The sequence below is a fragment of the Streptomyces sp. NPDC005202 genome (assembly GCF_040608235.1).
In the GTDB taxonomy this organism is placed as follows: domain Bacteria; phylum Actinomycetota; class Actinomycetes; order Streptomycetales; family Streptomycetaceae; genus Streptomyces.
This window is the reverse complement of the sequence record NZ_JBEXHW010000021.1, coordinates 76,930-91,143: the sequence shown is the minus strand read 5'-3', so window position 1 is coordinate 91,143 and position 14,214 is coordinate 76,930. Positions and strand designations below refer to the sequence as shown.

The following is a 14,214-nucleotide window of genomic DNA, read 5'->3' as shown; positions in this document are numbered from 1 at the left end:
AGGCCGAAGATGTACGACCCCACAGTCGCCCGGCTCACCTACCGGGCCCTGCTCGGCCGCCGCCGGGCCCTCATCCTCGGCGCGCTGCCGCTGCTGCTCATCGTGATCGCCGTGGCCGTGCGAGCCCTTGCCGGTGCCGACGACCAGACGGCGGTGAACGTCCTGGGCGGGTTCGCCCTCGCCACGATGGTGCCGATCATCGGCGTCATCGCGGGCACCGGCGCGATCGGACCGGAGATCGACGACGGCTCGGTGGTGTATCTGCTGTCCAAGCCGCTGAAGCGGCCGGCGATCATCTTCACCAAGCTGATCGTGGCGATCGCGGTGACGATGGTGTTCTCGGCGGTGCCCACACTCGTCGCCGGGCTGATCCTCAACGGCAACGGGCAGCAGATCGCGGTGGCCTACACGGTGGCCGCGCTGGTCGCCTCCATCGCCTACGCGGCCCTCTTCCTCCTCCTGGGCACGGTGTCCCGGCACGCGGTGGTCTTCGGGCTCGTCTACGCGCTGGTCTGGGAGGCGCTGTTCGGCTCCCTCGTGCCCGGGGCGCGCACACTGAGCGTCCAGCAGTGGTCGCTGGCTGTCGCCCACAAGGTCGCCGGCGGGGACCTCGTGACCTCCGACGTGGGGCTGCCGACGGCGACGGTGCTGCTGGTCGCGGTGACCGTGCTGGCCACCTGGTACGCCGGGCAGAAGCTGCGGTCGCTGACGCTGGCCGGCGAGGAGTGACGGTTCGTCCTCCAGCGGGCGGGCTCGCCCGATCTTGACGGAGGCTTCATCTCTCCCCGGGCACACTGGGCAAAGAGGGCGGATGGTGGAGAGGAACGGGGATGGCAGGCGAGGCGCCTCAGCATGACGGTCGCGGACGGTCGGGGGACGACGTGTGGGACGGCGTCGTCCTCGACGACGACTTCATACGGGCCGCCGAGACGTCCGAACCGTCGGCACGGGCGCGGATGCTGGCCGCGCGCTGGCGCCGCGAGGAGCCCGAGCCGCAGCCGTGGCGCTCCGACGAGCCGCCCGCGGGGTGGTTCTTCAGCAAGGTGCGTCGGCGCAGGTGGCGGCGGCGGTAGGGGGACGTCCGGCCGCCCTTTAATCAGTGGCATGCCATCCGGCGCGCGGGCACAGTAGTGGTGTTCACGACGCCGGACCGAAACCGGCGCCACGTTCTGGGAGAGGAGCCGGGCGATGTCGATGCACGACAGTTCGCCCAGCTCCCGGCAGGGCAGCCCGCGGCGGGCTCCGGAGTAACCACCCGCTCCGTCGAGCCCGCCCCACACGGGGAGCTGCCCGGGGCGGCCGCTTCGAGCACGCGATCCGCGATCCGCTGTCGCGTGGGCCGCCCACCCGGAGGATTGGCCGAGTGGAAAGGCACCGGCTTGCTAAGCCGTGGTCGGGCCTGGAAAGCCCGCGCGCGTTCGATCCGCGCATCCTCCGCAAGACGCTGTCGCTCCGACCTGGCCGGCTTCTCGGCCTGGGCACGGGGGAAGGGAGCAACGGCACCGCATGACCAGGACCGCGCGGGAGCTCCGCAGACCGCCGTGGTTCCGGCCCCTCTGAACGGCTCGCTCGGCAGAGTCGAGTCGACACCTTCCGCCGTACACCACCCATCGGTAGCCCATGGCGGCAAGCCGTCAGGCCAGCAACCGCTCCAGCACCACCGCGATGCCGTCCTCCTCGTTCGAGGACGTCACCTCGTTCGCGACCGCCTTCAGTTCCTCGTGGGCGTTGGCCATCGCCACTCCACGCGCCGACCAGGCGAACATCGGGATGTCGTTGGGCATGTCGCCGAAGGCAAGGGTGTCGACCGCTTTCAGGCCCAGGCGGCGGGCCGCCAGGGACAGGCCCGTGGCCTTGGAGAGGCCGAGGGGGAGGAGTTCGACGATGCCCTCGCCGGCCATGGTGACCGTGACGAAGCCGCCGGCGGCCTGGTGGGCCACCTCGGTCAGTTCGTCGTCCGTCAACGTCGGGTGCTGGATGTAGATCTTGTTCAGCGGGGCGGTCCAGAGGTCCGACGCGTCCGTGAACGGGGTGGCCGGAAGGGCGCCCGTGACCGCGTACCCGGGGCCCACCAGCACCTCGCCGTCCAGGCCGTCGCGGCTCGCCGCCAGGTACAGCGGGCCGACCTCCGCCTCGATCTTGGCCAGGGCCACACCGGCCAGCTGCCGGTCCAGGGTCACCGACGTCAGCAGGCGGTGCTCCCCTGCGTCGTACACCTGCGCGCCCTGGCCGCAGACCGCGAGGCCCTGGTAGCCGAGGTCGTCGAGGATGTGCCGGGTCCAAGGGACCGCTCGGCCCGTGACGACGATGTGTGCGGCACCCGCCGCGGTGGCCGCGGCGAGCGCCTCACGTGTGCGCTGCGAGACCGACTCGTCGGAGCGCAGGAGCGTTCCGTCGAGGTCGGTCGCTATCAGCCGGTACGGGAACGCGGGAACGGGTGCCCTCACTTGGTCACCGGTTCCAGGACCTCCCGGCCGCCGAGGTAGGGACGCAGCACCTCCGGCACGCGCACGGAGCCGTCGGCCTGCTGGTGGTTCTCCAGGATCGCGACGATGGTGCGCGGTACGGCGCACAGCGTGCCGTTGAGCGTGGCCAGCGGGCGCACCTGCTTGCCGTCGCGGACGCGGATCTGCAGGCGGCGCGACTGGAACTCGGTGCAGTCCGAGGTCGAGGTCAGCTCGCGGTACTTGCCCTGGGTCGGGATCCAGGCCTCGCAGTCGAACTTGCGCGAGGCCGAGGCGCCGAGGTCACCCGAGGCGACGTCGATGACCCGGAACGGCAGCTCCAGCGACGTCAGCCACTGCTTCTCCCACTCCAGCAGCCGCCGGTGCTCCTCCTGCGACTCCTCCGGATTGACGTAGGAGAACATCTCGACCTTGTCGAACTGGTGCACGCGGAAGATGCCGCGCGTGTCCTTGCCGTGCGAGCCGGCCTCGCGGCGGAAGCACGGGGAGAAGCCCGCGTAGCGCAGCGGCAGCCGGTCCGCGTCGATGATCTCGTCCATGTGGTAGGCGGCCAGCGGCACCTCGGACGTGCCGACCAGGTAGAGGTCGTCCTTTTCGAGGTGGTAGACATCCTGGGCCGCCTGGCCGAGGAAGCCCGTGCCGGCCATCGACTGCGGGCGGACCAGCGCCGGGGTCAGCATCGGCGTGAAGCCGGCCGCGGTGGCCTGGGCCATGGCCGCGTTCACGAGCGCCAGATCGAGGAGCGCGCCGACACCCGTCAGGAAGTAGAAGCGCGAGCCGGAGACCTTCGCGCCGCGCTCCACGTCGATCGCGCCGAGGAGCTGGCCGAGCTCCAGGTGGTCCTTGGGCTCGAAGCCCTCGGCGGCGAAGTCGCGGACCGTGCCGTGCGTCTCCAGCGTGACGAAGTCCTCCTCGCCGCCGACCGGGACGTCGGGGTGCACGAGGTTGCCGAGCTGGAGCACGAGCTCCTGGGTCTCGGCGTCGGCCGCGTCGCGCTCGGCGTCGGCCGCCTTGACGTCGGCGGCGAGCTGGCTCGCCTTCTTCAGCAGCTCGGCCTTCTCGTCCCCGGTGGCCTTGGGGATGAGCTTGCCGAGCGCCTTCTGCTCGGCGCGCAGCTCGTCGAAGCGGACGCCGGACGACCTGCGCCGCTCGTCGGCAGACAGGAGAGCGTCGACGAGCGCGACGTCCTCTCCACGGGCGCGCTGCGACGCGCGCACACGATCGGGGTCCTCACGGAGCAGGCGAAGGTCAATCACGCGGTCAAGGCTACCGGTGCAGGGTTCCGGCTCACGACTCAGTATTGCGAACTGCGGCTTACGTGCAGTTATGGACGAATTGCGCACCTTGTCAATAAACGGCGTCTCACTCCCTGGAACCGGGCGGGCGGCAGGCGTCGGGTTGACTCGATTTCCTTGTGGGAAACGGGACTTGGGGCCGCGGTTGTCCACAGGGATCCACACCCACCGGAGAGTTATCCACAGGCTGTGCGAAGATCTGTGGACGCCGAAATTGATCACTCCGGAAGTGCTGAGCGGACGCAAGAATTCCCGGCTCAAACCAGCCCGACACCCACTTTCGGGTGGAAAAAGGTCGCTCCAAAAGATGAACCAAAGGAAACGAGTGGACGAAGGGTGACTTGTGTGACGGTGGCCGCGCAGAGGGGTCGTAGGGCGATTTGTCGACTGAGTAGCGCTTCACTGTCGACTTGTCCCCAGGTAGAGAATGCCGCCTGTGGATAACCTCTGTGGATAACGAAGATCTGCAGGTAGGACTGGCTGGAAGCGGCTAGAAACGGCCGTCCTGGCAGCGCGCCACCCAGTCCGCCGCCGCCACGAACTCCTCGTCCGAGGTACCTGCGAGCGGCGGCCGTACGTCGTCCGGTTTGACGTCCGCGCGCGGGTACGAGCCGAGAAAGCGCACCTGCAGGCAGATCCGCTTGAGCCCCATCAGGGCCTCGGCCATCCGGCGGTCGGTGATGTGCCCCTCGGCATCGATGCAGAAGCAGTAGTTGCCGATGCCGGCGCCTGTCGGGCGGGACTGCAGCAGCATCAGGTTGATGCCGCGGGTGGCGAACTCGCCCAGCAGGTCGCGCAGCCCGCCCGGATGGTCGTCCCGCTGCCACAGCACCACGGATGTCTTGTCCGCGCCGGTCGGGGCCGCCGGCCGGGCGGGCCGGCCGACCAGGACGAACCGCGTCTGCGCGTTCTCCGCGTCGTGGATCCCGGTCTCCAGGGCCTGAAGGCCGTACCGGGCGGCCGCGAACTCGCCCGCGAAGGCGGCGTCGTATCGGCCCTCCTGCACCAGGCGGGCGCCGTCCGCGTTCGAGGCGGCCGATTCCCAGGTGGCGTCCGGGAGGTTCGCCTTCAGCCAGTTGCGCACCTGCGGCTGGGCGGCCGGGTGGGCGGTGACCGTCTTGATGTCGGACAGCTTGGTGCCCGGCCTGACCAGCAGCGCGAAGGTGATCGACAGCAGCACCTCGCGGTAGATCATCAGTGGCTCGCCCGCGACCAGCTCGTCGAGCGTGGTGGTGATGCCGCCCTCGACGGAGTTCTCGATCGGCACGAACGCGGCCTCGGCCTCACCGCCGCGCACCGCGTCCAGCGCGGACTGTACGGAGACGTACGGGATCAGCTCCCGGGTGGCCGCCTCCGGAAGCGTGCGCAGGGCGACTTCGGTGAAGGTGCCCTCGGGGCCGAGATACGCATAGCTCGCTGGCATGACCTCACCCTAATGGGCCTACAGAAACGCGGCTCACGTGTCTCACGAGAGTCCCTCCCGTGAGTGAACCAGGGGCCCTCAGCCCTCCAGCAACCGTTGCCCCACATACTCCCCCTTTTTCGCCCCACCCGGCACCGCGAACAGGCCGCTCGCCTCGTGCCGTATGTACTTCGACAGGGCGTCGCCGCGGTCCAGCTTGCGCTGCACCGGCACGAAGCCGCGCAGCGGGTCGGCCTGCCAGCAGATGAAGAGCAGGCCGGCGTCGGGGGTGCCGTCCGCGTCGAAGCCGTCGTGGTAGGAGAACGGACGGCGGAGCATCGCCGCGCCCCCGTTCTGGTCGGGGCGGGTGATGCGGGCGTGCGCGTTGATGGGGATGACCGGGTTGCCCTGGGAGTCCGTCTTTTCCAGGTCCATCGCGGTCGTCTCGGTGCCTCCGGACAGCGGCGCCCCGTCGGCCTTGCGGCGCCCGATGACCTCCTCCTGCTGGGCGAGCGACAGCTTCTCCCAGTCGTCCAGGAGCATCCGGATCCGGCGTACGACGGCGTAGGAACCGTTCGCCATCCATGCCGGTTCGCCGTTGGCGGGGACGAAGATGCGCTGGTCGAAGTCGGCGTCGGTCGGTTTCGGATTGCGCGTGCCGTCGATCTGGCCCATCAGGTTGCGGGCCGTCATGGGGTGCGCGGTGGCGCCGGGGGAGCGGTTGAAGCCGTTCATCTGCCAGCGGATGCGGGCGGCGCTACCCGCATCCTTCTGGATCGCGCGCAGGGCGTGGAAGGCGACCAGCGCGTCGTTGGCGCCGATCTGCACCCACAGGTCGCCGTTGCTGCGTGCCTTGTCGAGCTGGTCGGAGGAGAAGTCGGGCAGCGGGTCGAGGGCGACCGGCCGCTGCTTCTGCAGGCCCGTCCGGTCGAAGAAGCTGTGGCCGAAGCCGAAGGTGATCGTCAGCGACGACGGGCCGGCGTCCCGGGCGACGTCGGTGTCGTCGTGCGCGGCGGCCTCGCCCGCCATCAGCCGCTCGGCCGTCGCCGACCAGCGGCGCAGCAGGGCGGCCGCCTCCTTGCGGCCCGCGCCCGCCGCCAGGTCGAAGGCGATGAGGTGACCGCGGGCCTGGAGGGCGTCGGTGATGCCGGGCTGATGTTTCCCGTGAAACATCGCCCGGTCGGAGCCCAGCGAGGTGAGCGGCGTGGCCCCGGTCGGCGCGGCCGCGTACCCCACGGCCCCGCCCGCCGCGCCGAGCACGAGCCCGGTGGCACCGGCGGTGCCGAGCAGCCGCCGCCGTGACAGGCCCTCCTTGGGGGCGCTTGCTTTCGGCGAGGCCTTGTGGGAGGCCTGCGGGGAGGCCTTCTGGGAGTCCTGGGCGGAGTTCTGGGGAGCGGCCTCCGGAGTGGACTGGTCAGCCATGGTGGGGTTCAGCCGATCTGCGCGTTCTTGGTGACGGTCACTTGGTCGATGTCGGAGGTCCGCACGGTCACGGCGATCTTCCAGTCGCCCGCCATGGGGATCTGCACTCCGCTGGCCGCCCAGTGCCCGGTGGCGATGTGGTCGGGGGCCACCGGAAGCGGCCCGATCTTCTTCGCGGTCAGGGTGAAGGCGACCTTCACCTCGGGGATGTCGAAGGCCCGGCCGTTGGGCCGCTGCACGTAGACGTGCATCTCGTTGCCGCCCACCCGCGCGGGGTCGAGGTCGAGCCGTACGACGCCCTTGCCGTCCTGGCCGCCGGTGTCGAACGGCATGTCCAGCGTCACCGCCCCCGTCGACGAGGAGGACGACGAGGAGGACGACGAGGACGCCGAGGACGACGTGGCGGCCTTGGCCTCCTCCTCCGTGCGCCCCGGCTCGGTCTGCGTCAGCACGGTGGTGACGGCGAGCAGCACCAGGGCGACACCGGCTTCCGCGAGCACGGAGCGGCGCAGCCCGAACCGGTTGGGGTCGGCGTCCCGCAGCCGCTTCTGCCGCGCGGCATCCACGGCGGCCCGCTGCCGGGCGAGCTGAGCGGCCCGTCGGGAGTCACCGCCGGCCGAGGTCTTCCCGCTCGCGGCGGCACCCTTTCGTACGGCCGCGGGCTCCTTCTCGTTCTCCTTCGTACGAGGCTTCGCCGCCGCCTTCGCGACAACTGTCTCCGCCAGTCGCCGCGTCCACCGCCGGGAGATCCACGCGATGCCGACCAGCAGCACCACCAGGCCGATCTTGACGAGGAGCAGCTGTCCGTACCGCGTGCCGGTGAGCGCCGACCAGGAGCCGACCTGGCGCCAGGCCTGGTAGGTCCCGGTGGCGACCAGCGCGAGGACGGACCCGAAGGCGACGCGGGAGAAGCGGCGTACGGCCGAGGTCTCGAGCGGGGTCTCCGCGGGCGCCCGGTACAGCGCGACGAGGAGGGCGACGAGCCCGCCGAGCCAAGCGGCGACCGCCAGCAGGTGGACGACGTCAACCGGCATCGCGATCCCCGGCTGGAGGCCGGTCGAGGCGTGCTCGGCCATCGCCCAGCTCGCCGCGAGCCCGGCGGCGACGACGACACCGCCGATCGCGAGTCCGAAGGTCAGGTCCCGCTTCTCCGCGTCGTCCCTCGCGTCGGGCAGCCGGCCCGCAGCGCCGTCATCCGGGGTGATGGTGGGCGATGGGCGGGCGTACGCCCCGAAGAGCACCGCGATGAACAGCGCCGCCGCGGCGAGCAGCAGCAGCCGGGAGACGAGGGCCGCGCCCGTCTTGGTCTGGAGCACCTGCCCGAGGAGGTTCAGGTCGAAGACGTCCCCGACCCTTCCGGACGTGGTGTAGGAGCCGCGCAGGAGCAGCAGCGCGAGCGTGGCCGTGGTGAGCGCGACCCAGCCGGAGACGACCAGCCGCTGTACGGCCCGCACGCCCGCGCCCCGCTGCCAGCAGGCCAGCACGAAGGCAGCGCCGCCGACGAGGACGACGAAGCCGGCGTACGACACGTACCGTCCGAGCCCGTACAGCCAGCCGACGACCCCGCCGCCCACATCCTGTCCGCCGAGCGCGACGGAGGTCTTGGAGGGGGCGCCGACGGAGAAGGTGTAGGCGCCGCCGACGGGGTGGCTGTCTGCCGACACCACCTGGTAGGTGACGGTGTAGGTGCCGTTGTGCAGCCCGTTGTGCAGTTGCACGGCGTACGTCGTGCCGCTGACGTTCGCCGGTTTGCCGGCGTCGACGCGCTTGCCCTGGGGGTCGAGGACGCGCAGCGAGTCGTCGTTCATGGCGACCTTCTCGGAGAAGGTCAGCGACACCTGGGTGGGCGCCTTGTCGACCACCACCCCCTGCTGGGGGTCGCTGCCGGTCAGCGCGGCGTGCGCGGAGGCCGGCCCGACCCCGGCGAGGAGCACGCCGGTGACGGCCAGGAGCAGCAGCACCAGGGTCCGGACGCGGGGGGTGATGGTCTGCGTCAAGGTGGTCCCTCCCTCAGTGTCCGGTCGCGGGGTTGTACGTGGCGGACTTCACCGGCATCTCAACCTTGAGGTCTCCGGACTTGGCGAAGTGCAGTTCGACCAGGATCGTCTGGCCCTGTTTCGGCCTGCGCTTCAGCTTGTCGAACATCAGGTGGTTGCCGCCGCTCTTGAACACGAGTTGACCGTGGGCCGGGACGGCGAGGTGGTCGACCTCCTGCATCGCCCCTCCGACGGTCTGGTGCACGGTGACGTCGCCCGCGGCGTCGCTCGTGACCGAGGTCAGCTGGTCCTGCGTACCACCCTTGTTGGTGATCGTCAGGAATCCGGCCGCCATGGAGTCCGAGACGGGCTGCGGCATGTAGGCGGAGCCGACGGAGAGCTCGGGCTTCCCCCCGTCGGAGCCGGAGGCCGAGCCGCCGCAGCCCGCAAGCGCCATGACCCCGGCCATGACCCCGGCTGTCAGCGCGGCTGCTGGTGCGAGACGCTTCACGGGTTCTCCCCCTTGATGATCTTGGGGAGGTCCTTGGTGTAGTCGTCGACGGTGGCCTGGTCGTCGTAGAGGACGTACCCGCCGTCGGTCTTGGGCGAGAAGGCGATGACCTGGGTGCCGTGCTCCGAGACGATCTTGCCGTTCTTGTCCTTCTTCGTCGGCTCGATGGAGATGCCGAGGGTGCGGGCGCCGGCCTGGATCGTGGGGAAGTCGCCGGTCAGGCCGATGAACTGGGGGTCGATGCCCTTGAGCCACTTGCCCAGCTCGGCGGGGGTGTCGCGCCCCGGATCGGTGGTGACGAACACCACGCGCAGCTTGTCCTGCTCGGCCTTGGGCAGCGACTTCTTGGCGACCGCGATGTTGTTCATCGTCAGCGGGCAGATGTCGGGGCAGTGGGTGTAGCCGAAGTAGATCAGCGTCGGACGGCCCGCGGTCTCCTTGCGGAAGTCGTACTTCTTGCCGTGCGTGTCGGTGAGCACCAGATCCGGCTTCCCGAACGGCTTGTCGAGGATGGTCGCGGCCTTCTTCGAGGTGTCCTCGGAGACGACGGCGACGGGGTTCTTGCTGTTGTCGCCGCTGCCGCAGGCGGAGAGGGTCATCGTGGCGGCGGCGAGCAGCGCGGCCGCGGCGAACGTCTTCTTGCGCATAGAAAAATGTCCCAGATGTGAGAACTCCGGCGCGCACCGGGGTCGTACGCAAGGGGCGCACGACCCCCTGTGCGCGTCGCGGACGAGCGTGATCAGGCGGTGGTCCGCCGGCGGCCGGCGAGCACGCCGTACGCCACGCCGGCCACGCCGACGACGATGCCCACGACACCGAGGACGCGGGCCGTGGTGTCGCTGCCGCCGTTCTCGGCGGAGGTGTCGGCGGCGGTGTTCTGGGCGGCGGCCTTGGAGTCGCTGGAGGCGTCCTTGGCGCCCGAGCCGTGGTGGTCGTCCGTGGAGGAGGCGGTGGCCAGCTCCAGGACCGGCGCCGGGTTCTCGGGCTCGGCCTGGCCGTCCTTCTGCAGCTCGATCCAGCGGACGACCTCGTTGTTGGAGTACGTCTGGAGGGCCTTGAAGACGAGCTGGTCGGTGTCCTCGGGCAGCGCGCCGATCGACACCGGGAACTTCTGGAAGTAGCCGGGCTGAATGCCCTTGCCGTCGGCGGTCCAGGTGACCTTGGTCACGGCCTCGGAGATCTTCTCGCCGTGCATCTCGAGCGGCTTGGCCAGCTTGGACTTGGTGACCTCGATCTTCCAGCCCTGGATCGGCTCCGGCATCACGGAGGCCAGCGGGTGGTCGGTCGGGAAGTTGACCTCGAGCTTGGTGGTGGAGGCGTTGTCGCGCTCGTTGGGGACCTTGAAGTCGACAACGGTGTAGCCGCCCTTGGCGGGCGTGCTCTCCGGCTGCACGGTGACGTGCGCGAACGCGGGGGCGGACAGGACGAGGACGGCCGAGCCCGCGACGGCACCGGCGGCGGCGAGACGAGAAGCCTTCATGGCAGTGAGCACTCCGATTCGAGTGAGTTCCGGTGGTGAGGAGGGATACGCGTGCGCAGGGGCGACCGGCGGTGCGGACTCCCGGGAAACGGGCACGCGCGCGTGCCGCACGACGGCGGCCGCTCCCTCCGGCGGAACTCCGCGCGGGGGTGGGGTCGCGTCGCGTCAGGCAGCGAGGGCGAGTGCGGCAGCGGCCGGCGGGCCGCGTCGAATCACCGTGTGCTGGAGTGCGGTGGTGGAGGGCGCAAGGGGCGCGCAGTGTGCGGTGCGCCAGAAGTGCCGGCCCGCCTCGGGCGCGGCCGGCAGCCCGGCGCGCAGGGCGCGCACCAGCGCGAGCGCCCCGCGCAGCGACCGTACGAGCGCCCCTTCGGCGACTCGGTGCGCCGAAAGCTCGATCAGCCGCAGCAGGGCCAGGTCTCCGCGGCGCAGCAGCCAGCCCGCGGCGATCGCGGCGAGGACGTGCCCGAGCAGCATGGGCAGGGACGGCAGCAGCGAGGCCGTGGAGCCGGCGGTGGACAGGGCGTCCGCCGGGTGGTGCATGGCGCTCATGTCCATGCCGGTGCTGTCGTAGATGCGGGCGTCGACGAGGATCTTGTGGGCCTGGGCGGGGCTGATCGCCGCCGCGGTGGTTCCGCACACGAGCCGCGCGGCCCGCTCGACCAGCGTGGCGTCGGACATCGCCGGCATGGAGCTCATGGAGCCCGTCGAGGCCATGGAGCCCGTCGAGCCCATGGGCATGGCACCGGACGCCATGCCCCCGGTACCGCGCTGTGCCAGCCCGAACAGCGTATGCAGCACGGTCTGGCCGACCGCGAGCAGCGCCGCGATCCCCGGCAGCGACCGCTCGCGCCCGGCGAGCGGCGCCACGAGGACGAGCGCCCCCAGGAATCCCGCGCCCAGCGACCACAGCGGAACCGTGGCGCAGGAGGCCAGCGTGTGACCGGCCGCGGCCAGCACGACGCAGACCGCGGCGAACACCGCGGCCCGCAGGATCCGGAGATCGCTTCCGGAGCGCGCCGTGCACGGGTGGGGGGCAGTCATGGCGGGCTCATCATCCCACTGGGCCGACGCGCGCCCTACGGCAGGTCCACAAAATGCCCTACGACCGGAAGGTCACCGTCTGCTACCGGCAGCCCCCACATACACCGATTCCGCCCCTGCCGCATCCGCCGATCGGGCGGTGCCGCGTCAACTCCGTGCTTACGGTCGAGCACGCGGGGCAATACGTAACGGTATGTCGAGCCGCAGCCAGGAGGCTGGAGCATGAGCATCTGGTGGTCACTCCATCTGCGGCGCGAAGCTGCGAGCGTTCCGCTCGCCCGGCGACTGTTTCTCGGCACGATGGAGACCGCGGGCGTCGACCCCGACATCTCGTACGACCTGTCCGTCGCCCTGAGCGAGGCCTGCGCGAACGCCGTCGAGCACGGCGGGGACGACGACTCCTCGGAGGCGTACCGCGTCACCGCCTACCTCGACGGTGAGAAGTGCCGCATCGAGGTGGCCGACTCGGGCCCCGGTTTCCCGTCCGGTGGGCGCCGTACCCCGGTCCGCGCTGCGCACGCCGAGGCCGAGCACGGCCGCGGTCTGTGCCTCATCCAGGAGCTCGCCGACCATGTCCACATCGGCAACAAGCCGGGCCGGAGCGGGGCGGTGGTGAGCTTCGACAAGATCCTCAAGTGGCGGAAGGACGCGTCGCTGGTGGCCGTGTAGGCCCGACCCGGTCAGCTCACGAGCGCGGGCGGCCCGGCCCCTTCGCCCGCCCGGCCGGCCTCCCCGCCTGTACGGCCCGCCTCCCGCGCGGCCGACCTCCCCGCCTGTACGGCCCGCCTTCCCGCCCGCGCGGCCGGCCGCCTGCCGCGCCGCCGGTCCCATCGCGTACGACGCCGCCAGCGTCGCGCCGGCCAGCAGCAGCCAGCCGGGCGTGCCCCACACTCCACCGCCAGCGCTGTCGCCAGCGCCTAGCAGCACGGCCGTACCGCGCGGCCCGCGCCGGTCCGCGAGCCGCCCCAGAGGCACGCCCATCAGCGACCCCACCGCCCAGGCGACCGTCAGCCCGAGCGCCACGCGCGCGGGGGCGAGGCCGACGACGCGGGTGACGTACAGGGCCGAGGTGACGTAGTAGGCGCCGTCTCCCACGGAGTTGGTCAGCTGGGCCAGCGCCAGGACGCGCCGCGGGCCGACGGGCGGGACGAGGGAGTAGAAGTGCGGCGGACCCCTCAACAGGCCCAATGGCAGGGGTGTTTCCTGGTCCAATCCAGGGACTTCCCGCCCCGTCGGCGGAACGTTTCACGCCCCGTCCAGGACTTTCCCCAACACGTCCAGCGCCTCCGGATACACCCGCTGCCGGGGCGTCCCGTATCCGACGACCAGCCCCTGCGGCCGCCCCTCGCCCGGTGTGTGCCAATGGTCGCCCAGGTGGCCGACCGCGAGGCCCTCCGCCTCCGCCCTGGCCAGCACCTCGGCCTCGTCGGCGACCTCCACCAGCGCGTGCAGCCCGGCCGCGATCCCGCGCACGCGCCGACGCGAGCCCAGCCGGTCCAGGAGCTGGTCGCGGCGCCGCCGGTAGCGCAGTCGGCACGCGCGTACGTGCCGGCCGTAGGCGTGGCTGTCGATGAGCTCCGCGAGCGCCAACTGGCCGATGGTCTCGGTGTGGTGGTCGCTGTGCAGTTTGGCGTCGGCCACCGCGTCGACCAGGTGGGGCGGCAGCACCATCCAGCCGAGCCGCAGGGCGGGCCCGAGGGTCTTGGAGGCGGTGCCCAGGTACACCACCTGCCCCGGCGCCATGCCCTGGAGCGCGCCGACGGGCTGGCGGTCGTAGCGGAACTCCCCGTCGTAGTCGTCCTCGACGATCAGACCGCCACGCGCGCGTGCCCAGTCGGTGAGCGCCCGCCGCCGCTCGGGATGCAGGGTCACGCCGGTCGGGTACTGGTGCGCGGGTGTGACGACCGCGGCTCTTTCGTCGCCCAGGTCCTGCGCGCAGGCTCCTCGTTCGTCGACCGGTACCGACGTCACGCTTCCGCCGTTGCGCCGCACCACCTCGCGGTGGAAGGGCAGTCCGGGGTCCTCCATGGCGACCGTGCCGCCGTCCAGCACGCGCGTGAGGAGCGCCAGCCCCTGCACGTACCCGGAGGTGATCACGATCCGCTCCGGCGGCGCGATCACCCCGCGCGCCCGCCCCAGGTAGCCCGACAGCGCCGTGCGCAGCTCGATCCGGCCGCGCGGGTCGCCGTAGTCGTACGCCAGTGAGGGCGCCGTCGCGATGGCGCGGCGCAGCGCCCGCAGCCAGGCCGCCGCCGGGAACGCCCCGACGTCCGGGCTGCCGGGCCGCAGATCGAAACGGGGCGCACGCGCGCGTGCCACCGCACCCGGCTCCTCTGCGTCGACCGCGGGCAGCGCGGCGACCTGGGTGCCCGAGCCCTGCCGTGCCGTCAGATACCCCTCGGCGACCAGCTGGTCGTACGCCGCTTTCGCGGTGCCCCGCGAGATGCCGAGCTCGGCCGCGAGCCGCCGGGTCGCCGGCAGCCGCGTCCCGGGCGCCAGCCGCCCGTCCCGTACGGCGTCCCTGAGCGCCTTCTCGAGCCCCGCCCGGCGGCCCGCCGCAGCGTCCGGCTCCAGATGCAGGTCCACCCCGACACCGGACCAGAAGTCGTCCACGAAAACCGT

Annotated in this window: 13 protein-coding genes, 1 tRNA gene and 1 pseudogene; 4 read left to right on the top strand and 11 right to left on the bottom strand. The window is 71.4% G+C overall.

What is annotated here, in order from left to right; translation table 11 throughout:
* The first annotated feature begins 9 nt into the window (after positions 1-9).
* The 3 genes from ABZV31_RS25975 to ABZV31_RS25965 all read left to right on the top strand — a co-directional run bounded on the left by ABZV31_RS25975 (position 10) and on the right by ABZV31_RS25965 (position 1,437).
* A complete protein-coding gene (locus ABZV31_RS25975) occupies positions 10-729 on the top strand; it encodes an ABC transporter permease (protein WP_355898245.1) in 720 nt (239 codons plus the stop codon).
* Positions 730-830: 101 nt separating this feature from the next.
* Positions 831-1,073: a hypothetical protein gene (locus ABZV31_RS25970; protein WP_355898242.1), complete on the top strand. Its 243-nt coding sequence runs from the start codon at positions 831-833 to the stop codon at positions 1,071-1,073.
* Positions 1,074-1,349: 276 nt separating this feature from the next.
* Positions 1,350-1,437, top strand: a tRNA-Ser gene (locus ABZV31_RS25965).
* A gap of 197 nt (positions 1,438-1,634) precedes the next feature.
* On the opposite strand, the gene ABZV31_RS25960 is transcribed toward ABZV31_RS25965, so the two are convergent.
* The 9 genes from ABZV31_RS25960 to ABZV31_RS25920 form a co-directional block, all read right to left on the bottom strand.
* On the bottom strand, positions 1,635-2,447 hold the full coding sequence (locus ABZV31_RS25960) for an HAD family hydrolase (RefSeq protein WP_355898239.1): 813 nt from the start codon (positions 2,445-2,447) through the stop codon (positions 1,635-1,637).
* Complete coding sequence (gene serS, locus ABZV31_RS25955) at positions 2,444-3,721, bottom strand: serine--tRNA ligase (protein ID WP_355898236.1); 1,278 nt, start codon at positions 3,719-3,721, stop codon at positions 2,444-2,446. The genes ABZV31_RS25960 and serS overlap by 4 nt, the downstream gene beginning before the upstream one ends.
* A gap of 529 nt (positions 3,722-4,250) precedes the next feature.
* Positions 4,251-5,183 carry a prephenate dehydratase gene (gene pheA / locus ABZV31_RS25950; RefSeq protein ID WP_355898235.1) on the bottom strand — a complete coding sequence of 311 codons (933 nt, stop codon included), beginning with the start codon at positions 5,181-5,183 and terminating at the stop codon, positions 4,251-4,253.
* A 78-nt stretch (positions 5,184-5,261) separates the two neighbouring features.
* Entirely contained in the window at positions 5,262-6,584 is a 1,323-nt protein-coding gene (gene efeB, locus ABZV31_RS25945) for an iron uptake transporter deferrochelatase/peroxidase subunit (RefSeq protein WP_355898232.1), read from the bottom strand.
* A gap of 8 nt (positions 6,585-6,592) precedes the next feature.
* Complete coding sequence (locus ABZV31_RS25940; RefSeq protein ID WP_355898229.1) at positions 6,593-8,581, bottom strand: copper resistance protein CopC; 1,989 nt, start codon at positions 8,579-8,581, stop codon at positions 6,593-6,595.
* A gap of 13 nt (positions 8,582-8,594) precedes the next feature.
* Positions 8,595-9,029: a copper chaperone PCu(A)C gene (locus ABZV31_RS25935; RefSeq protein WP_355898305.1), complete on the bottom strand. Its 435-nt coding sequence runs from the start codon at positions 9,027-9,029 to the stop codon at positions 8,595-8,597.
* Positions 9,030-9,067: 38 nt separating this feature from the next.
* Entirely contained in the window at positions 9,068-9,718 is a 651-nt protein-coding gene (locus ABZV31_RS25930) for an SCO family protein (RefSeq protein ID WP_355898226.1), read from the bottom strand.
* A 92-nt stretch (positions 9,719-9,810) separates the two neighbouring features.
* The gene (locus ABZV31_RS25925; RefSeq protein ID WP_355898224.1) at positions 9,811-10,551 is read right to left on the bottom strand and encodes a YcnI family protein; all 741 of its coding nucleotides are present in this window, start codon (positions 10,549-10,551) and stop codon (positions 9,811-9,813) included.
* Positions 10,552-10,716: 165 nt separating this feature from the next.
* Positions 10,717-11,592: a hypothetical protein gene (locus ABZV31_RS25920; RefSeq protein ID WP_355898221.1), complete on the bottom strand. Its 876-nt coding sequence runs from the start codon at positions 11,590-11,592 to the stop codon at positions 10,717-10,719.
* Positions 11,593-11,814: 222 nt separating this feature from the next.
* On the opposite strand from ABZV31_RS25920, the gene ABZV31_RS25915 reads away from it, so the two are divergent.
* Positions 11,815-12,261: an ATP-binding protein gene (locus ABZV31_RS25915; RefSeq protein ID WP_355898218.1), complete on the top strand. Its 447-nt coding sequence runs from the start codon at positions 11,815-11,817 to the stop codon at positions 12,259-12,261.
* Between the two features lie 249 nt (positions 12,262-12,510).
* Here the strand turns inward: ABZV31_RS25915 and ABZV31_RS25910 are convergent.
* Together ABZV31_RS25910 and ABZV31_RS25905 are read right to left on the bottom strand one after the other, a co-directional pair.
* A pseudogene (locus ABZV31_RS25910) lies at positions 12,511-12,771 on the bottom strand (MFS transporter); the annotation flags it as partial.
* Between the two features lie 66 nt (positions 12,772-12,837).
* A complete protein-coding gene (locus ABZV31_RS25905) occupies positions 12,838-14,205 on the bottom strand; it encodes a PLP-dependent aminotransferase family protein (protein WP_355898215.1) in 1,368 nt (455 codons plus the stop codon).
* Positions 14,206-14,214 lie beyond the last annotated feature (9 nt).